Genomic DNA, 18462 nt, shown 5'->3' with positions numbered 1-18462 from the left:
CTTGAGATGTCGCGCAGAGGCTACCCGCACAAGCGGGTAGCCGTTCTTGTCCGCAGGAAACGCCCGTGACGAACCGCACTCCATCGCCGCGCGGAATGCCGCTTCTCGACCGTGGGGTGGGGCCGCTCTTGATGCTGCCGGCGACGCTGCTCGTCGTCGTCTTCCTGGTCGGCCCGTTCTACTACATGGTCTACACCGCGCTGACCGACCTCAGCTTCGCCGACGCCAGCCATGCCGGCGCCTTCGTCGGTTTCGACAATTTCCGCAAGCTGATGCGCAACGACCCATTCTTCTGGGCATCGTTCCTGCTGACGCTGAAATTCGTCGTCATCGCCGTCGGCCTGGAATTCCTGCTCGGCTTTGCGCTGGCCTTCCTGATCTTCCGCTTCGTCGCCAGCCAGCGGCTTCTCACCACACTGCTGCTCATCCCGATGATGATCGCGCCGGTCGCCGTCGGGCTGATCTGGCGGCTGCTGTTGCAGGGCGATTTCGGCATGCTCACCTTCTACATGCGCAAGGTCGGCCTGCTGGCGCAGAATTCGGCGGTGCTTTCGGCACCCGACCTGGTGTTTCCGACCATCGTCGCCATCGATGTCTGGCAGTGGACGCCTTTCGTCACCCTGATCATGCTCGCCGGGATGATGAGCCTGCCGCGCGCGCCGTTCGAGGCGGCGATGATGGATGGCGCCAAACCGTTCCAGATTTTCCGAAACGTCATGCTGCCGCTGCTGCGGCCGGTCATCGCGCTCGTGCTGCTGCTGCGCGGCATCGACGCCTTCAAGGAGTTCGACAAGGTTTTCCTGATGACCGGCGGCGGACCGGGAACGCTGACCGAGCTGGTCTCGATCTACGCCTACCGCGTCAATTTCCGTAACTGGGACCTCGGCTACGGCGCCGCGGTCGCCTTCATGATCTATCTCGTCGTGCTGATCCTGTGCTCGGTCTTCTACAAGGCCGTCTACTGGTCGAGCCGCAAGCAGGTGGGGGCGTTTTGAGGGCGCTGCGATGATCGATCAGTCCACCAACCGCGCCTGGAAAAGCTTTGCCTGGGCGGTGTTGCTCGTCGCCGTCGTGGTGGCGCTGACGCCTTATGTCTGGATGGTGCTGGCGTCGTTCAAGAACCGCGTCGATCTTCTGTCTTCTGTGCCGAAATGGATTTTTTCGCCGACGCTTGCCAACTATCCCGCCGTCTTCATCGACAAGGGATACTGGCCGCTGGCGATCAATTCGGTGCTGATCTCGGTGTCGTCGACCATACTCTGCATCGTCATCGGCGCGCCAGCGGCCTATGGCTTTGCCCGCTCGGATTTTCCCGGCAAGGAAGACCTGTTCTTCTTCTTCCTGACCACGCGCATGGCGCCGCCGATCTCAATCGCCGTGCCGCTGTTCCTGTTCTTCACCTCGCTGGGCCTGATCGACACCATCTACGCCGTTGTGATCGCCCACACCTCCTTCAACCTGTCGCTCGTCGTCTGGATGATGCGCGGCTTCTTCGCCGAAATCCCCAGGGAGATCGACGAGGCCGCGATGATGGACGGCCGCTCGCGGCTCGGCGCCTTCTTCTTCGTCGTTGCACCGCTGGCCGCGCCCGGCATCGGCGCGACGGCCGTGCTCTGCTTCATCCTGTCATGGAACGAGTTCCTCTACGCCTTCATCCTCGTCGCCTTCGACGGGCGGCCGCTGACCGTCGGCATACCGGGGCTGGTGACGCCGCATGGCACGCTATGGGGCCAAGTCGCGGCGGTCGCCATCGTGGCGACGCTGCCGATCGTGCTTTTCACTTTCCTTGTCCAGAAACAGCTCGTCCGCGGCCTCACCTTCGGCGCGGTCAAGGGTTGAAGGGATCTCGCATGGCAATTGTTTTCGACGGCGTCACCAAGGCTTTCCCCGATGGGACGGTGGCGCTGCAGGCGCTCGACCTTGCTTTCGAGCCCGGTGAATTCCTCGTGCTGCTCGGGCCCTCCGGCTCGGGCAAGACGACAGCCTGCCGGCTGCTCGCCGGGCTGGAGCGGCCGACCGCCGGGCGCATCATGGTCGAGGGTCGCGATGTCACCGACCTGCCGCCGCGCCTGCGCGGCATGGGCATGGTGTTCCAGAACTATGCGCTCTACAGCCATAAGAGCGTCTACGAGAACATCGCCTATCCCTTGCGCATCCGAAAGATGCCGGCTGCCGAGCTCGACCGCTGCGTCCGCGCCATGGCCGAGCTGCTCGAAATCACCCGTTACCTCGACCGCCGCCCTTCGCAATTGTCGGGCGGCCAGGCGCAGCGCGTCGCCGTGGCCCGCGCCCTGGTCTGGCAACCTAGCCTCTGTCTGATGGATGAGCCGCTGTCCAATCTCGACGCCTTGTTGCGGCTCCACATGCGCACCGAGCTGAAGCGTCTGCATCGCGAGCTGAAAAAGACCTTCGTCTTCGTCACACACGACCAGGAAGAGGCGATGACGCTGGCGACCAGGGTCGCGGTGTTGCGCGAAGGCGCACTGATCCAGTACGACGACCCGCGCGAGATTTATCGGCGGCCTGCCAATCGCTTCATCGCTGAATTCATCGGCCGTCCAGCGATGAACACGTTCGATGGCGATGTCCGCGCCGGCGTCTTCCACGCCAGCGGTTTCACTTGCCCGCTTCCGGGAAAGCCTGATGGTCCCATCGTGCTCGGCATTCGCCCCGAGCAGATCCAGCTTGTCGACGCGACTGCCGGCTATGCCATCCTGTTTGCCGTCGACGTCGTCGAACCGGTCGAGCCGGACGTGCTGATCTTCGCCACGAGCGAGGCCAACGCGCTGATCGTCAGGACCGTGAATGTCGATCGCGCTTTCGATCCCGGCCAGCCGCTTTATCTACACTTTCCGCCGGCGGCGCTGCACACATTCGATGCGGTGTCGGGAGCGCGACTGCCGTGAGCACGCTGCTCGCTTTGGTGCCGCTGGCCGCCGCAGCCTTGGTCGGGTGGCTGTTCTACAGCTTCAACCGGTCGCGGCGCTGGTTCTCGATGGGCGAACTCATCTTCTGGGACGCCATTGCACTGGTAATCCTGCAGCTTGTCTGGCTGATCTGGTTCTGAATGCGCATTCCAGCAACGCAGATCAGTAGCCCAGCGCACAACCGTCCTTGCGCGGATCGGAGGCACCGGTGAGCGTGCCCTTTTCCCAATCGATCAGCACCAACTGGCCGCCGCCATGCGGCTCCTCGGCGATCGAAACCTGATGGCCGCGCTGACGCAGGCCGGCGATCGCCTCAGCCGGAATCCCGCGCTCGGCCAGCACGGCATTGTCCTTGTAGAACACCCGTGGCGCATCCAGTGCCTGCTGCGGGTCCATCCCGAAATCGATCATGTTGGTCAGCAGATGGACATGGCCGAACGGCTGGTAGCCGCCGCCCATCACCCCGAACGGCATCACCACCTTACCCCCTCGCGTCGCCATGCCAGGCATGATGGTGTGCATCGGTCGCTTTCGCGGCGCGATACGATTTGGATGGCCTTCCGTGAGGCGAAAACTGCTGCCGCGATTCTGCAGCACGACGCCTGTCTTGGGACCGACGACGCCGCTGCCGAAGGAACCGAAGGTCGAGTTGATGAAGCTGACTGCATTGCGGTCGCGGTCGACCACGGAGATATAGACGGTGTCGCTGCGCGGCAGCTCAAGCCGCGGCAGATGCGTCATGGCGAGGGCCGGATCGATGGCGGCGCGCAGCCGCTCCGCATAAGCTGCCGACAGCAGTTGTTCGACGGGGACCTGGACGAAATCCTGGTCGCCGATGAAAGTATCGCGGTCCTGGTAGGCAAGCCGGCCGGCTTCGATCTCGAGATGCAGCCGCTGGGCACTGTTCGGCTCCAACGAACCAAGGCTGAAGCCCGAAAGCACATTCAGCATGATCAGCGCCGTCATGCCCTGATTGTTCGGTGGCATCTGATGGATATCGTAGCCGCGATAGGACGTATTCACCGACGTGACGTAGTCGCCTTGGGTCTCGGCGAAATCCTCCAATGCATGCAGCCCGCCCAGCGCGCGAAGACGTTCCACCAGATCGTCCGCGACTTCACCTTCATAAAACCCTGCACGGCCTCGGTTGGCGATGATGCGCAAGGTGTCCGCCAAGTGCGGCTGCCGATGCACATCGCCGGCTTGCGGCGCCCTTCCCTCGGGCAGGAATATGCGCGCGGCATGTTCATCGGCTGAGAGCAGGGCGACCTCGTCGGCCCAGTCGAAGGCGACGCGATCATGAACGACATAGCCTTGTTCGGCATAGCGAATGGCTGGCGCCAGCGCGGCGTCGATGCCCTTTTTTCCGTGGTCCTCGAGTAGCCGGCACCATGCATCGATGGCGCCTGGTATGGTGACGGCATGCGGTCCGGCCGCAGGCAGTTCGCTATGGCCCCGCTCCAGATACCAATCGGCATTTGCAGCAGCAGGCGACCGCCCCGAGCCGTTGAAGGCCAGCACCTCGCCCTCGCCTTTGGGGGAGTAGAGCACAAAACAGTCGCCGCCGATGCCGGTCGATTGCGGCTCGACGACGCCTTGCACCGCCGCAGCGCACACAGCGGCATCCATGGCATTGCCGCCGGAGCGCAGCATGTCGATGGCGGCCAGCGTCGCCAGCGGATGCGATGTCGCCGCCATCGCTTCTGTCGCGCGAACTGGCGAGCGTCCGGGGAACTGAAAATCACGCATGCAATCGCCTCCAATGATTTCGCGCCCGCCGGCCGCAGCCTTCAATGCTTGATGCGGTCGCGCATGGCGTACCACAACATCCCCAGCACATAGAGCGGGCCCCGCAGCGCCGTACCGCCCGGGAACGGCATCGGCGTCAGCGTCGAGAACAGGTCCAGCCGCGAGGCGTCGCCCGTAATCGCTTCGGCCAAGAGCTTGCCCGACAGCGTTGACAGGATGACGCCCTTGCCGGAATAGCCATGCGCGAAATAGACCTCGCCATAGTGCCCGACATGCGGCAGCCGCGACGTGGTCACCGACACCAGACCGCCCCAGGCATGATCGATGCGGCAGCCCTTCAGTTGCGGGAAGGTGGCCTCCATGTGCGGCCGCACGAAGCCGGCGATGTCGGCCGGCGGCGATCGCGTGTAGCGCTCGCCGCCGCCGAATAGCAGCCGACCGTCCGCCGACGTGCGGTAGTAGTTGACGACGAAGCGTGTATCGGACACCGCCACATTGGCCGGGATCACATTGCGCTTGCCCTCCAGCGGCTCGGTGGCGACGATATAGTTGCCTACCGGCATGATGCGGCTGTTGACGCGCGGCTCCAGCCCATGCAGCAGCGCGTCGCCGGCCAGCACGACATGTTTGGCCCTTACCCACCCCTGCGCCGTCGAGACCCGGATCGAAGGCTCGCGCTCCAGCTTTACCGCGACGGAGTTTTCATGGATGACGACACCGGCCGCCACGGCGGCACGGGCAAGGCCGAGCGTGTAGTTCAGCGGATGCATATGGCCGCCGAGCGGCTCATACATCGCGCCATGATAGGGCGTGTCCACCTTGCTGCGTGCCTGCGCCGCCGACAGGATCTCGACGTCGCGGAACTTCATCACGCTCTCGAGGCATTTGGCCTCGTCTTCGAGATCCCTGAGGTCGGAGCCATTAACGGCACCGACGAGATGGCCGGTCAGCCGCAGATCGCAGTCGATGGTGTGGCGCTCGATGATGTCGAGCACCAGGCCCCGCGCCTCGAAGGCGAGGTCGAACAGCGCCTTCGCCCGCTCGGGGCCGTAGAGCTTGACCAGCCCCTTGGCGCCTTTGCGCAGGCCGGGGATCATCTGGCCGCCATTGCGGCCCGACGCGCCCCAGCCGATCTTGCCGCCTTCGAGCAGCACCACCTTCAGGCCGCGCTCGGCGGCATGAAGGGCGGCCGACAGGCCGGTGCAGCCGCCACCGACCACCACCAGATCGGCGCCGACATCTCCCACCAGCGCCGGATGGTCCGGCGCCGGATTGGCGGTGGCGACATAATAGGAATTGCCGATATCGAGGCTCGAATTGAAACCCGTTGAGCCGGAGGCCATGATCACACCTTCAGCAGCAAATGGTCGCGTTCCCAGCTCGTCACCACGCTCTGGAACAGGTCGAGTTCGACGCTCTTGACGCGCAGATAGGTCTGGAAAAAATCCTCGCCGAGCAATGCCCGCACCGGCTCGCAAGCAATGAAACGATCAAGCGCCTCCTCCATCGTTTTCGGCAGCGTGCTTTTGATCTTGTAGGCATTGCCCGAGGCCTCAGCCGAGCGCGCCAGCTTCTGCTCGACGCCGAGATAGCCGGCAAGCAGCGAACCGGCGATCGCCAGATAGGGATTGCAATCCGCTCCCGGCAAGCGGTTCTCTACCCGCCGGGCGGCGCGGCCACCTGCCGGCACGCGCAGGCCGCAAGAGCGGTTGTCATGCGACCATTCGATGTTGGCCGGTGCGCTGTGGTTCGGCCGGATGCGGCGGAACGAGTTCACGTTGGGTGCGAACAGCGGCATGATCTCGGGCACATATCTCTGCAGGCCGCCGATGAAATGGCCGAACATTTCGGTGTCTGCATCATCTCTGTCGGCAAACAGCGCGGCGCCCGTCTTCTCATCGACGACGGACATGTGCAGGTGCATCGAGCTTCCCGCCTGCGCCGCGATCGGCTTGGCCATGAAGGTGGCGTGCATGCCGCTCTGCTGCGCCGCCTGGCGCGTCAGCCGCTTGAACAGCAGCACCTGGTCGGCCAGCGGCACCGCGTCGCCATGCAGCAGATTGATCTCCAGCTGCGCGGCGCCGGATTCATGGATCAGCGTGTCGAGCGGCAGACCGGCGGCCGCGGCATAGTCATAGACGCGCCTTATCACCGGCTCGAATTCTTCCAGCGCCACCATGTCATAGGGATGCTGCGAACCCTCGGCGCGGCCATTGGCGCCAACCGGTGCCGTCAGCGGCTGGTCGGGATTCGGATTGGGCGCGGTCAGATAGAATTCGACTTCCGGCGCCACCACCGCGCGCCAACCGCGCTTCCGGTAGAGATCGAGCACGGCGCGCAGCACATGTCGTGGCGAGGCCATCCAGGGCTTGCCTTCCATGTGGAAGGCGTCGGCGAAGACATAGGCTTTGCCAGCGCCACCGCCCGGCGCCAGGCACAGCGTCGACATATCAGGCACCATGCGCATATCCGGGTCTTGATAGGCAAAGCCTTCGTCGATCGAACCGGAGTAGCGGCCATCGATGCTGACCAGGAAAGCGCTGCTCGGCAGGTAAAGTGCGCGGTCTTCCAGCGCCTTGAGGAATTTTGCTGTCGGCAGCGCCTTGCCGCGCAGCACGCCATTCATGTCGGGCACCAGGCACTCGACCTCCGTGATGCCGTGCTGGGCGAGCCAGGCCTTGGGATCGTTGCCGGTGAAGAGAGCGGTGTTGGTATTTTTGTCCTGCATTTTGGTTCACGTACCTATGAGAGAGAGAGTATGGCTTGCGCGGCCACATCCGTTCCAGGGGTCAGCGCCATCTTGGCAGCATTGTCCCTGAGGCGGGCGCGCATCGCATCGTCGGCCAGCAGGCCGAGAATGGCTCTCTCCAATCCCCCTTCGGTCCAGGCGTCGCGGCCGATATGGTCGCCGACGCCCGTCTCTCCCGCGCGTTGCGCATTGTCATGTCCGTCCCAGCAATAGGGCATGATCAGCGACGGCACGCCGAAGCGCAGCGCCTCGCAAAAACTGTTGTTGCCGCCATGGTGAATAAACAGGTCCGACTTCGCCACCACCGAAGGCTGCGGAAACCAAGCGTCGAGATAGACATTGTCCGGCACCGCGCGATAGGCGTCGCGCAGGCCGCCGGCATTGACGATGAAGCGCGCCGGCAGCCTGTCGAAGACGGCGAGCATGCGCTCGATCAGCCCGACATCCATCGCGCCGAGGCTGCCGAAGCTGACATAGACCAGCGGCCCGCCATTGCGCGGAAACACCGGCACCTCGAATGGCCCTTCCGAACGCACGCAGCCTTCGAGATAGACAAAGCGTTTGGGGTCGAGCGGCTCGGCCCGCTCACGCCGTACGATCGCTGGCGTCAGCAGCAGATTGAGGTCGGGTGATGTCTCGAGGAACAGGCCCTTGGGCAACGGCGCCAGGCCGGCATCCGCGCGAAAACGGTTGAAGCGCTCATGCGCGGGTGCGGAGGCCGCGAGATAGCGCGCTTCGAACGCCGCACGTTGCGGGTCGTCGGCACCCATCCCCGAGAGATAGGGCGGCACCTCGGCATCCGGCAGTTCCGTCTCGGCACAGGAGACGACGCGCACCCACGGGCAGCCGGCGGCGGCGATCGCCGGGAACATGATGACGTTGTCGAGCACCACCACATCCGGCTTCAGCCGCGCCAGCAATTGGCGCAGCGGCGCCTCGGCGTTGACGGCGGTGTCGACGATCGCTTGCCAGGTCGGCGCGACATAGGTCTCGAGCTGGTCGATCGGGCTCAGCCGGAAATGCGGCAGGTGCCGGCGCACGAAGGCCTGCCAATAGCTCTGGCGGTCGCTGTCGCTCAGCGGCTCATCCGTCGGCAGATGGTATTCCTGGAAGCCATAGTCGGTAAAGACGCCGGAGAAGCCGGCATGGCAGATGAAGACGGGGCGAGCGCCCCGTGCGCGCAATGCCTGTGCGATACCGACGCAATTCAACGCGGCGCCGAAACTGGCTTCGGGAAACAGCGCGATGGTCGGGCTGGCTTTACGCGTCAATTATTCCTCTTCAATCCGGCCGGCTGATCATGCTGAACAGTGCGGGAGCTCCGCGGCTGGCTGCTTGCGGTCGCTGGCTGCGGGAGAGCCGCAGGTGGATGCGAAGCAGATCGGCAGCCACCTCATACTGCCGGCTTTCAAGATAGTCGAGTATGCCCGAGTGTTCGCGCAACGATTGCCGCAGCCGAAACACGTTGACGCCGGAATAGATGCCCGGCAGCCGGCGCAGGCGGAGATGATCGGCCAATGCATCCGACACAAAACGGTTGGCGCAGCCCTCGGCGATCATGCCATGAAAATCCATGTCCAGCCGCTGGAACTCGCGCGTGTCGAATGTCTCGTCCGGCAGCGCTGCAAGCGCTTCCATGCCTTGCCGCAACATTGCTGCCCGCGCCCCGTCCAGCCGAAAGCCTGGCGTCAGGATGGCCGCCGGCTCCAGCACCAGGCGGAACTCGTAGCTTTCGCCTTGCGCCTCCGGATCGTCCGGCGCGCGGCGAAACAACCAGGATTGCCCAGGCGCACGATCCAGAAGATTCTCGTCGGTCAGTTTGTTAAGTGCTTTTAGTACCGTCTTGCGATCAGCGTCGTAGCGTCGCATCAGCCCCGCGATGGTCACCGTCTGGTCCAACCGTCGCGCCGAGCGGTCGCGCAGGATGGCTTCGGCGAGCTCGTCTTCCTCCGCACTAGGTAGTTCGGCGGCAATGGCGGGCTGGGCGGCGAGGTCGACCGTCAGATGATAACCGCTGTCGGCCTCCCAGCGCACCACGCCCCGTTCCGCGAGCAGGCCGAGTGCGGCGCGTACGGGCGTGCGCGAGACATTGCACAGCGAGGCGATCTGCTGTTCGGGCAGGCGGGCGCCAGGCTCGAAGCCACGCTGCCGCGCCACATCCAGGATGCGCTGCGCCAGATCGAGATGGTTGGTGCGAGGTCGTCTGGCTACGGCTTGCATGACTTTTCTCGAATGCGAATGTGGCGCATTGGTCTGGCTGATCGCCGGAACAGGGACAATCGGCCAAATTCCTCCGTCGGTTGACAGATTATGGATTGACGTACTTTTTTCTGCAATAGTACTGTCGGCACAATCGGCGAGAAAAGACCGAGGGAACAGGATCGAGGCAGGCGCGCGCGTCGCCGGCCTTGGTCCGGCAAATGATTTCGACGATCAAACCGAATGGGAGACTGCCATGACCGCTACCAGCCTGCGGCGCCGTGCGCTCAATACATCCTCAATCGCTCTCGGTCTCGCCCTGACGCTCTCGGGGCCGGCCGCCGCAGCCGACCTCGTTATTTCGAACTGGGATGGGTACATGGCACCCGACGCCATGGCCGCTTTCAAGACCGCCACCGGCATTGCCGGCGAAGTGGTGGTGCACGCCACCAATGAAGAGATCATGGGCAAGCTGATTGCCGCCGGCGGCAAGGGCTATGACGTGGTCTTCGTCTCCTCGCCCTTCGCCGAAGTATTAAACAAGCTTGGCCTGACCGAGCCGATCGACCATGCCAAGATCCCCAACCTCGCCAACCTCTATCCCGAAGCGACCAAGCTGCCGCACGATGCCGGCAACGCTTTCTCCGTGCCTTACACCTGGGGCACGACGGGCCTCTGCTACCGCTCTGACCTTGTCAAGACGGCGCCCACGAGCTGGAGCGACCTGCTCGCCCCTTCCGACGAGATGAAGGGCAAGACCACCATGCTGGCGACCGATCGCTGGCTGCTGGCCGCCGGGCAGCTCGACAAGGGCTATTCGGTCAACGAGACCGACCCGGCCAAGATGGCCGAGGTCAAGGACCTCTTGATCTCCGCCAAGAAGACCCTGCTCGCCTATGACGACACCACCTTCTATTCCAAGCTGGTTTCCGGCGAGGCGCTGATGGTGCAGGCCTGGGACGGCTGGTGCAATTACGGCATCGCCGACAAGCCGGAGATCAAATACGTCATCCCTAAAGAAGGTTCGGACCTGTGGGTCGACACGATGGTGGTGATGAAGGCGTCCGAGCACAAGGACGACGCCTTCAAGTTCATCAACTTCATGCTCGACGCCAAGAACCACGCCTGGGCGGCGCAGAACATCGACTACAAGGTGCCGAACAAGCCGGCGATGGAAAGCCTGCCGGCCGACTTCCTGGCCAAATTCCCCAACATGGCGATGCCGGTGGCCGATCTCGTCAAGTTCGAGCAGTTGCGTGACGTCGGCGAAGCCCAGCGCGACTATTCCAAGATCGTCAGCGAGATCAAGGCCGCGCAGTAAGCGGCGCAGACTTCACGGCCGGCAGCACTTCTGCCGCCGGCCCTGAGCGGTACCCGAGAAATTGTCCCAGACCCGACTTCGTTCCTCTCTGCTGATGGCCCCGGCGCTGGTCTGGCTGACCGCGCTGATGGTTATCCCATGCGCCCTGGTGCTGGCGCTCGCCTTCTTCCGGCGCGGCGTCTATGGCGGCATCGACTACACCTTCACGCTGGGGAATTTCGGGCTGGTCTTCGACCCGCTCTATGCCGGCATCTTCCTCAACTCAGCACGTATCGCCGGTACCGCGACGCTCATCGCAGTCGTGATCGGCTATGCCGCCGCCTATGCGATCGCGGCCGCCCCGCGCCGGTGGCAGCCGGTGTTCCTGTTTTTCGCCGTGCTGCCGTTCTGGTCCAACTACCTGATCCGCACCTATGCCTGGATCGTGCTGCTGAACCGCGAAGGCCTGATCACCCAGCTCTTGCGCTGGTTCGGCTACACCGGCGAACCGCCCTCGATGCTCTATACCGAAGGCTCGGTCATCGCAGGCCTCGTCTACAACTATCTGCCCTTCGTCATCCTCGCCTGCTACGCGCCGCTGTCACGCCTCAACCCGGAACTGGCCGAGGCCTCACGCGATCTCGGCGCCTCCGCTGCCACCACCTTCCGACGTGTCATCCTGCCGCTGACCGTGCCCGGCATCGCTGCGGGTGCTGTCTTCGTCTTTGTGCTGTCGATCGGCAATTTCGTCACCCCGGCGCTGCTTGGCGGCGGCCGCTTCCAGATGATCGGCAACCTCGTCTACGACCAGTTCCTGACCGCCAATGACTGGCCGTTTGGCGCGGCATTGGCGATGGCGCTGATCGCCATCATGCTTCTGGTGCTTATGGCGCAGGCGCTCGCCGCCGACCGCGCCGCGGGGCGTGCGGCTGAGGCAAGGGGTGACGCCTATGGCTGAGCGCCGCGCAATTCTTGCCTTCTCCCCGTTCACCGGGAGAAGGTGCCCCGAAGGGGCGGATGAGGGGCGGCGTCAACCTTTGCGACGCTCAACGCTGCCCCCCGTCTGCCTGCCGGTAGCTTCTACCCGCGAACAGGGAGAAGGACTCTGGTCGTTCGCTTGCCCTCCAATTGTCGGAGGCCGGCGATGACCCATTCCTTCACCCGTACGCTCGGCATGCGGACGATCCTCACCCTCGTCTTCGCCTTCCTCTACATCCCGATCGCCGTGCTGGTGGCGCTGTCCTTCAACGAAGGCGGATTGCCGACGGCATGGTCGGGCTTTTCGCTGAAATGGTATGCCTCGCTGGCCGGCAATTCCGCAATCCTTTCCGCTGCGCTCAACACGCTGATCGTGGCGTTGGTCTCCACGGCCATCGCCACGCTGCTCGGCACGCTGCTGGCCATCGGCATCGAGATGCGCCGGCAATACGGCAGGGGTCTCGAGGCGCTGATCTTCGCACCGATGATCATCCCCGACATCGTCCTGGCGATCGCTCTGCTGTCGTTCTTCTCCATGCTAAACCTGACCATGGGCCTGCACACCATCATCCTCGCCCATGTCGTCTTCAACCTCGCCTTCGTCTGCTCGGTGGTGCGCGCAAGGCTAAAGAGTTTCGACTGGTCGATCGTCGAGGCCTCCGCCGACCTCGGCGCCTCGGCTCTGACCACCTTCCGGCGTGTGACATTGCCGGTCATCGCGCCGGCAGTGGTCGCCGGCGCTCTGCTTGCCTTCACGCTCTCGGTCGACGAGTTCATCATCGCCTTCTTCACCGCCGGTGCCGGCCGCGCCTCGACGACGCTGCCGATGCAGATCTACGCCATGATCCGCTTCGGCATCACGCCGGAGATCAACGCGCTGGCGACGATCGTCATGGCGGTATCCATCACCGCGCTGACCCTGTCGCAGCGGCTCAACCGTGGGATCATCGGCCAATGAGCGAACCGCGCACGCTGCTGGCCATTGATAACGTTTCGAAGAAGTTCGGCCGGGTCACCGCCGTCGACGGCATCTCGCTCGACATCCGCGAAAACGAGTTCTTCGCGCTGCTTGGACCCTCCGGCTGCGGCAAGACCACGCTGCTGCGCATGCTGGCCGGCTTCGAGACGCCAACCGACGGCCGCATACTGCTCGATGGCAAGGACATCGCCCGGACCCCGCCCAACAAGCGGCCGGTCAATCTGATGTTCCAGTCCTACGCGCTGTTCCCGCATATGAGCGTGCGCGCCAATGTCTCCTACGGGTTGGAGATGGAGCGCTTGCCGAAAGCTGAAATCCGTTCCCGCGTCGAGGCCATTCTGGCCACCACCGAGCTTGTCCCCTTCGCCGACCGTAAGCCTGAGCAATTGTCGGGTGGCCAGAAGCAGCGCGTCGCGCTCGCCCGCGCGCTGGTCAAACGGCCTCGGTTGCTGCTGCTCGACGAACCGCTCGGGGCGCTCGACAAGAAACTGCGCGGCGCCATGCAGTTGGAGCTGAAGCGCCTGCAGCACGAAGTCGGCATCACCTTCGTCATCGTCACCCACGACCAGGAAGAGTCACTCGTCATGGCCGACCGCATGGCGGTGCTCAAGGACGGCCAGTTGCTGCAATGCGACGCGCCGCATGCGATCTACGAGCATCCCGCCGACCGTTTCGTCGCCGACTTCATCGGCGTGATGAATTTCGTACCGGGCAAGGTGTCTGCGGATGGCGTGATCGCCGCGAACGGCGCGCGCATCACCGGCAAGGTTCCCGCCAAGCTCACACCCGGCGCTTCCGCTGTCGCTTCGGTGCGACCCGAGCGCATCCGGCTGTTCCCGTCAGCCGAGACCGCCAACCGCACCGCCGGCACGGTTGAGGCGCTGGCCTATCACGGGCTCGACCTGCAGCTGCATGTCCGCACGCCTCTGTCGCCAAAACCATTTCTGGTGCGCGTCACCGCCGATGCCGCCGACCGCCGGCCGGTCTCGTCGGGCGATCAGGTCGAACTCGGCTGGGACGCCGCCGATGTCAGAATTTTTCAGGAATAGGAGAGCTTGATGGCGCAGAAGACGATCGCGTTTTTTCCCGAAGCGGCCTACGGCCCGGCGCTCAATTCGGTCGGCATCGCGCAAGCCGTCGAGGCGCGCGGCCATAAGGCAGTGTTCCTGTCCGACCCCGGCTTTGTCGATGTCTACAAGGGTTACGGCTTCGAAGCGCATCCGGTGAACCTGTCGGAGCCGATGCCGCCCGAGCAGATGGCGAAATTCTGGGAAGACTTCATCAACGGCCACATCCCGAACTTCCGCAAATCGCCCTACGATCAGGTCGACAATTACGTGAAGGATTGCTGGACCGCGATCGTCGACAGCGCCAAATGGGCGCAGAAGGATTTGCCGCGAGTCCTGGCCGCCATCAAGCCTGATGTCATTTGCGTCGACAATGTGATCCTGTTTCCGGCCATCAAACAGTTCGGCAAGCCTTGGGTGCGCGTCATCTCCTGCTCGGAAAACGAGATCGAGGATGAGGACATCCCGCCGCATCTCTCCGGTTGCGGCGAGAACGACCATGTCGGCCACCAGCGCTATCGCGATCATTTCAATGCGGTGATCAAGCCGATCCACGACGACTTCAACGCCTTCCTCACCGCAAACAATGAAGCGCCATACCCGGTCGGTCAGTTCTTCGAGGCCTCGCCCTATCTCAATCTCCTGCTCTATCCCGAAGCGGCAAAGTTCAAACGCCGCCATCCGCTTGATACGACGAAATTCCAGTATCTCGAAGGCTGCGTGCGGCAGGAAAAGCCATACGCCGTGCCGACCTTCGCCGAGAACAATGACGGGCCGCTGCTCTATGTCTCCTTCGGCAGCCTCGGCGCCGGCGATGTCGATTTGTTGAAGCGCATCATCACAACACTGGGCAAGACCCGTTACCGCGCGCTGGTCAATGTCGGCGGCTACAAGGACCAGTACACGGATGTGCCGGGCAACGTCATCGTGGAGAGCTGGTTTCCGCAGCCTTCGGTCATTCCGCAAGTCGATGCGGTCATCCACCATGGCGGCAACAACTCGTTCACAGAGTGCCTCTATTTCGGCAAGCCGGCCATCATCATGCCCTATGTCTGGGACGGCCACGACAACGCCACCCGCGTCCAGGAAACCGGCCACGGCTTCGGTATGCCGCGCTACGACTGGAGCGACGCCCAGCTGATCAGCAGGATCGAAGCCTGCCTGACTGACACCAAGATGAAGATCAGGCTGGCGAAGACCTCGGCGCAGATGCAGGCCCAGAACGGGCCTGAGAAGGCAGCCGGGCTGCTGGAGGCGCTGCTGTGACCTCCTCCGCCCCACACCTCTACCAAGCCTCCACCCGCACCGACCTCGTCGACTGGGGCGCCCAGTCCGACGCGCTGGACGGCGCGTCGCACTCGACCGGCAGGCTTGTCCACAAAGGACCCAACAACCAGCCGGAATCCGGCATCTGGGTCTGCACGCCCGGCCGCTGGCGGCTCTCGATTCCGCGCGACGAATTGTGCCATTTCGTCGCCGGCCGCGCGACGTACCGGTCGGATGCCGGGGAGGTGGTAGAAGTCGCAGCCGGGACCGTGGTCATGTTCCCTGCCGGCTGGACAGGCGAATGCACCGTGCATGAGACCATGCGCAACGTCTACATGCTGGCTTGAACAGCAACGGAGCTTCCCAATATGCCGACACCGCACTGGCCAAAGGCCTCGACCGTGAAACTGGAGGACTGGGGCGGGGGCAGCAACACGCTTGCCGGCTCGCCGCGCGCCTCGGGCAGGATCCTCTCGCAGAACCCGGACGGCTCAAGCGAATGCGGCCTGTGGTCGTGCACGCCAGGCAGCCGCAAGGTTACCTTTGCCGCCGACGAGTTCTGCCATTTCCTGTCGGGCCGCGGGACCTATGTCCGCGAGAATGGCGAAGAGATCCCGGTCGAGGCCGGCATGCTGGTGTTCTTCCCCGCCGGCTGGGCCGGCACCTCCACCATCACGCAAACACTGACCAAGGCCTTCATGTGCCGCTGAGCACTTTTTTAAAGGAAATCGCCATGACCACGCCCATCATGCAATCCCCGCTTGCCATCACCGACCTCGTCGACTGGGGCGTCATCCCGACCATGATCGAGGGCGTGTCCCACACCTCGGGCAAGCTGCTCTACAAGGGGCCGGAGGGCCGTTCGGAATGCGGCCTGTGGGTCTGCACCCCCGGCAAATGGCACTGCCATGTCACCCGCGACGAGTTCTGCCACTTCCTCGAGGGCCGCTGCACCTATGTGCACGAATCGGGCGAGGTCATCCAGATCGAGCCGGACACGGCGGCGTTCTTTCCTCAGAATTGGAAAGGCGTCTGCACCGTCCATGAGACCATCAAGAAGGTCTACATGATCCGCTGAGCGGACCTGAAAGGACGACCATGCAATTCTCCGCTGAACGGCCGGCTTTCTTCGTCAATCCGGACTACCGGCCGATGACCGGCACGGCAAAACCGGTGATCGATCCGGCGACGCTGGAGACCGTCGGCTCGATCTCCGCCGCAACGGACGGTGAGGTCGATGCGGTGCTGTGTGCCGCAACCACGGCACAAGCCGCCTGGAAGAAGCTCGATGCCAAGAGCCGGGCAAAGCATCTGCATGCGGTCGCCAACGCCATCGAGGCGGCGGACTTCACCCGCTGCGCAGAGCTGATGGTGCGCGAGATGGGCAAGCCTTATCCCGAAGCAATCGGCGAGATCGCCAATTGCGCGCCGATCTTCCGCTACTATGCCGAGATGGCGCGCGACGACGCCGGCAAGATCGCCGGTACGACGCAGGCCGGGTCGTTCCAGTATGCGCGCTACGAGCCGTATGGCGTCTCCGTGCACATCATGCCTTACAACTTCCCGATCCTGCTGATGTGCTGGACCGTTGCGGCCTCGCTTGCCGCCGGCAATGGCTGCATCATCAAGCCGGCCGAAGCCACGACGCTGTCGACACTCGATTACATGACCGTGTTCCGCTCGCTGCCCGAAGGGCTGGTCTCCTGCCTGCCCGGCACGGCCGCCACCGCGCAGGCGCTGATCGCCTCCGAGCGCACCCACGCTGTCGCCTTCACCGGCTCGGTCGCCGCCGGCAAAGCCGTGGCAGTCGCCTGCGCCGAGCGCATGAAGCCTTGCGTCATCGAAGCCGGCGGCAGCGATCCGCTGATCATCAGCGAGCACGCGCCGCTCGACGTGGCGGCAGCCGGCAGCGTCACCGCCGCCTTCCACCTGACCGGCCAGGTCTGCACCTCGGCCGAACGCTTCTTTGTCGTCGACTCGGTTCACGATCGCTTCGTCGAGCTGTTCGCCGAGAAGACGCGGGCGCTGCGCATCGGCAATGGCATGGACAAGACCGAGATCGGCCCGCTGGTCAGCGAAGCCGCCCGGGCGAAAGTGATGCGGCTGGTCGATGATGCTGTCAGCAACGGCGCTATAGCCGTTGCCGGCGGGCGCATTCCGCCGGCGCACAACACTGGCTGGTTCTACGAGCCAACGATCCTGACCGGCGTCACCCCCGATATGGCGATCGTGCGCGAAGAGTGTTTCGGACCGGTCGCCGCGATCTGCCGCGTCAAGGATTTCGACGAGGCGATCCGGCTTGCCAATGACAGCCCGTTCGGCCTCGGCGCCTCGGTGTTCACCACCGACCTCGCCGAGGCGCATGAGGCGGCCGAGCGGCTCGAGGCCGGCATGGTCTGGGTCAACAACCCGCTGATCGACAATGACGCCTTGCCCTTCGGCGGCTGGAAGGCATCAGGCCTTGGCCGCGAGCTGGGACGCCAGGGACTCGACGCCTTCCGACGCTCCAAGATGGTCATCATCGACCACAGACCGGCGATCCAGGACTGGTGGTATCCTTACCCCGACAGCTGGTTCCGCGAGACAGGCGGCCGCAAGCACGTGTGAGCCCGGCCAGTCCATAACGTAAGCTGATGCTTACGCATCTGCCGAGATAGGCCGGCTATTTCAACGCTTGAAGCTTGTCGATCGCGGCAGTGAATCCGGCAAGCGAGACCGGAATGGTCACCGGCTTGCGCGTCACCGACTCCATGCCGATGTTCAGGTTGGTTCCCGATTTCATCGCCTTGACGAGGTCCGCCGACAAAGGGGTCGCGGCATAGGCGCCGTTCTGGTCGCTGGTCTGGATGGCAATGGTCGTCTTCTGCCCCTGGTCGATCTGGTACGAGGCGCCGGAAGGCAGGAACAGCCCGTGCGGCAAGGCCAGCAGCATGGCGAGGTTGCCATTGCCGTTGTCGCGGCGAACCGTAACGGTAAGAACGCGCTGCCCCGTCTTGGCCTCGGTAAGGTTTTGGGAGACCTGGCATTGAAGCTCGATGCCGGCCGATCCGCTGGCGCAGTTTAGCGCCCACGGATTGCCTTCTGCAGGCTTGGTCTCGGCAGATGTGGTTGACTTCGGCTCTTCGGCAAGCGCCGACCCTGCCGTCACGACCAGCCATAGCGCGCCGACCCAGGCGGCCCGGCCACAAACCGTTCTCAGCAATGAAGCCACCCGATCCTCGTCGTGTCAGGGTTTCGCCGAGCGCGTT

At 63.9% G+C, this 18462-nt stretch carries 19 protein-coding genes; 13 read left to right on the top strand and 6 right to left on the bottom strand.

All coding sequences use genetic code 11. From position 1 onward, the window contains the following. The first annotated feature begins 65 nt into the window (after window positions 1-65). Genes NLY33_RS09895 through NLY33_RS09880 form a run of 4 tightly spaced genes read left to right on the top strand, consistent with a single transcriptional unit; the run spans window position 66 to window position 3067 of the window. The gene (locus NLY33_RS09895; protein WP_156932559.1) at window positions 66-995 is read left to right on the top strand and encodes a carbohydrate ABC transporter permease; all 930 of its coding nucleotides are present in this window, start codon (window positions 66-68) and stop codon (window positions 993-995) included. Window positions 996-1005: 10 nt separating this feature from the next. Continuing rightward, window positions 1006-1839 carry a carbohydrate ABC transporter permease gene (locus tag NLY33_RS09890; protein WP_023686650.1) on the top strand — a complete coding sequence of 278 codons (834 nt, stop codon included), beginning with the start codon at window positions 1006-1008 and terminating at the stop codon, window positions 1837-1839. Between the two features lie 11 nt (window positions 1840-1850). Continuing rightward, entirely contained in the window at window positions 1851-2906 is a 1056-nt protein-coding gene (locus tag NLY33_RS09885) for an ABC transporter ATP-binding protein (protein WP_023707568.1), read from the top strand. Further along, window positions 2903-3067 carry a hypothetical protein gene (locus NLY33_RS09880; RefSeq protein WP_023698833.1) on the top strand — a complete coding sequence of 55 codons (165 nt, stop codon included), beginning with the start codon at window positions 2903-2905 and terminating at the stop codon, window positions 3065-3067. Before NLY33_RS09885 ends, NLY33_RS09880 begins: the two co-directional genes overlap by 4 nt. A gap of 22 nt (window positions 3068-3089) precedes the next feature. On the opposite strand, the gene ggt is transcribed toward NLY33_RS09880, so the two are convergent. From ggt to NLY33_RS09855, 5 genes are read right to left on the bottom strand one after another with little or no spacing between them, the layout of a single operon-like run. Beyond that, complete coding sequence (gene ggt / locus NLY33_RS09875) at window positions 3090-4676, bottom strand: gamma-glutamyltransferase (RefSeq protein ID WP_023707567.1); 1587 nt, start codon at window positions 4674-4676, stop codon at window positions 3090-3092. Window positions 4677-4717: 41 nt separating this feature from the next. Then, a complete protein-coding gene (locus tag NLY33_RS09870) occupies window positions 4718-6019 on the bottom strand; it encodes an NAD(P)/FAD-dependent oxidoreductase (RefSeq protein ID WP_031196022.1) in 1302 nt (433 codons plus the stop codon). Between the two features lie 2 nt (window positions 6020-6021). Continuing rightward, complete coding sequence (locus NLY33_RS09865) at window positions 6022-7404, bottom strand: glutamine synthetase family protein (protein WP_023707565.1); 1383 nt, start codon at window positions 7402-7404, stop codon at window positions 6022-6024. A gap of 14 nt (window positions 7405-7418) precedes the next feature. Beyond that, the gene (locus NLY33_RS09860) at window positions 7419-8696 is read right to left on the bottom strand and encodes a glycosyltransferase (RefSeq protein WP_023707564.1); all 1278 of its coding nucleotides are present in this window, start codon (window positions 8694-8696) and stop codon (window positions 7419-7421) included. A gap of 10 nt (window positions 8697-8706) precedes the next feature. Beyond that, the gene (locus NLY33_RS09855) at window positions 8707-9645 is read right to left on the bottom strand and encodes a GntR family transcriptional regulator (RefSeq protein WP_023698838.1); all 939 of its coding nucleotides are present in this window, start codon (window positions 9643-9645) and stop codon (window positions 8707-8709) included. A gap of 235 nt (window positions 9646-9880) precedes the next feature. On the opposite strand from NLY33_RS09855, the gene NLY33_RS09850 reads away from it, so the two are divergent. The 9 genes from NLY33_RS09850 to NLY33_RS09810 all read left to right on the top strand — a co-directional run bounded on the left by NLY33_RS09850 (window position 9881) and on the right by NLY33_RS09810 (window position 17821). Further along, a complete protein-coding gene (locus tag NLY33_RS09850; protein WP_023686655.1) occupies window positions 9881-10945 on the top strand; it encodes a polyamine ABC transporter substrate-binding protein in 1065 nt (354 codons plus the stop codon). Between the two features lie 94 nt (window positions 10946-11039). Continuing rightward, on the top strand, window positions 11040-11882 hold the full coding sequence (locus NLY33_RS09845) for an ABC transporter permease (protein WP_023707563.1): 843 nt from the start codon (window positions 11040-11042) through the stop codon (window positions 11880-11882). A gap of 186 nt (window positions 11883-12068) precedes the next feature. Next, the gene (locus NLY33_RS09840) at window positions 12069-12860 is read left to right on the top strand and encodes an ABC transporter permease (RefSeq protein ID WP_023707562.1); all 792 of its coding nucleotides are present in this window, start codon (window positions 12069-12071) and stop codon (window positions 12858-12860) included. Beyond that, window positions 12857-13930 (top strand): ABC transporter ATP-binding protein, encoded by a 1074-nt coding sequence (locus NLY33_RS09835; protein ID WP_023707561.1) that lies wholly within the window; start codon window positions 12857-12859, stop codon window positions 13928-13930. Before NLY33_RS09840 ends, NLY33_RS09835 begins: the two co-directional genes overlap by 4 nt. A 9-nt stretch (window positions 13931-13939) precedes the next feature. Next, complete coding sequence (locus tag NLY33_RS09830; RefSeq protein ID WP_023707560.1) at window positions 13940-15214, top strand: glycosyltransferase; 1275 nt, start codon at window positions 13940-13942, stop codon at window positions 15212-15214. Beyond that, window positions 15211-15561, top strand: coding sequence for a cupin domain-containing protein (locus tag NLY33_RS09825; protein WP_023672949.1), 351 nt, complete (start codon window positions 15211-15213; stop codon window positions 15559-15561). The genes NLY33_RS09830 and NLY33_RS09825 overlap by 4 nt, the downstream gene beginning before the upstream one ends. Window positions 15562-15582: 21 nt before the next feature. After that, window positions 15583-15924, top strand: coding sequence for a cupin domain-containing protein (locus NLY33_RS09820; RefSeq protein WP_023672950.1), 342 nt, complete (start codon window positions 15583-15585; stop codon window positions 15922-15924). Between the two features lie 23 nt (window positions 15925-15947). Next, the gene (locus NLY33_RS09815; protein ID WP_023672951.1) at window positions 15948-16292 is read left to right on the top strand and encodes a cupin domain-containing protein; all 345 of its coding nucleotides are present in this window, start codon (window positions 15948-15950) and stop codon (window positions 16290-16292) included. A gap of 20 nt (window positions 16293-16312) precedes the next feature. Beyond that, entirely contained in the window at window positions 16313-17821 is a 1509-nt protein-coding gene (locus tag NLY33_RS09810; protein ID WP_023672952.1) for an aldehyde dehydrogenase family protein, read from the top strand. A gap of 55 nt (window positions 17822-17876) precedes the next feature. On the opposite strand, the gene NLY33_RS09805 is transcribed toward NLY33_RS09810, so the two are convergent. Continuing rightward, on the bottom strand, window positions 17877-18425 hold the full coding sequence (locus NLY33_RS09805) for an invasion associated locus B family protein (RefSeq protein WP_031196023.1): 549 nt from the start codon (window positions 18423-18425) through the stop codon (window positions 17877-17879). Window positions 18426-18462 lie beyond the last annotated feature (37 nt).

Source organism: Mesorhizobium sp. C432A (assembly GCF_030323145.1).
Taxonomy (GTDB): domain Bacteria; phylum Pseudomonadota; class Alphaproteobacteria; order Rhizobiales; family Rhizobiaceae; genus Mesorhizobium.
This window is presented reverse-complemented; position numbering and strand designations above follow the sequence as displayed.

Bases quoted from the DNA above. Each gene is read 5' to 3' on its own strand.
- NLY33_RS09820 (WP_023672950.1), top strand. From the start codon at position 15,583: ATGCCGACACCGCACTGGCCAAAGGCCTCGACCGTGAAACTGGAGGAC.
- NLY33_RS09870 (WP_031196022.1), bottom strand. From the start codon at position 6,019: ATGGCCTCCGGCTCAACGGGTTTCAATTCGAGCCTCGATATCGGCAAT.
- NLY33_RS09835 (WP_023707561.1), top strand. From the start codon at position 12,857: ATGAGCGAACCGCGCACGCTGCTGGCCATTGATAACGTTTCGAAGAAG.
- NLY33_RS09890 (WP_023686650.1), top strand. From the start codon at position 1,006: ATGATCGATCAGTCCACCAACCGCGCCTGGAAAAGCTTTGCCTGGGCG.
- NLY33_RS09865 (WP_023707565.1), bottom strand. From the start codon at position 7,404: ATGCAGGACAAAAATACCAACACCGCTCTCTTCACCGGCAACGATCCC.
- NLY33_RS09810 (WP_023672952.1), top strand. From the start codon at position 16,313: ATGCAATTCTCCGCTGAACGGCCGGCTTTCTTCGTCAATCCGGACTAC.
- NLY33_RS09830 (WP_023707560.1), top strand. From the start codon at position 13,940: ATGGCGCAGAAGACGATCGCGTTTTTTCCCGAAGCGGCCTACGGCCCG.
- NLY33_RS09855 (WP_023698838.1), bottom strand. From the start codon at position 9,645: ATGCAAGCCGTAGCCAGACGACCTCGCACCAACCATCTCGATCTGGCG.
- NLY33_RS09815 (WP_023672951.1), top strand. From the start codon at position 15,948: ATGACCACGCCCATCATGCAATCCCCGCTTGCCATCACCGACCTCGTC.
- NLY33_RS09845 (WP_023707563.1), top strand. From the start codon at position 11,040: ATGGCCCCGGCGCTGGTCTGGCTGACCGCGCTGATGGTTATCCCATGC.
- ggt (WP_023707567.1), bottom strand. From the start codon at position 4,676: ATGCGTGATTTTCAGTTCCCCGGACGCTCGCCAGTTCGCGCGACAGAA.
- NLY33_RS09850 (WP_023686655.1), top strand. From the start codon at position 9,881: ATGACCGCTACCAGCCTGCGGCGCCGTGCGCTCAATACATCCTCAATC.
- NLY33_RS09840 (WP_023707562.1), top strand. From the start codon at position 12,069: ATGACCCATTCCTTCACCCGTACGCTCGGCATGCGGACGATCCTCACC.
- NLY33_RS09885 (WP_023707568.1), top strand. From the start codon at position 1,851: ATGGCAATTGTTTTCGACGGCGTCACCAAGGCTTTCCCCGATGGGACG.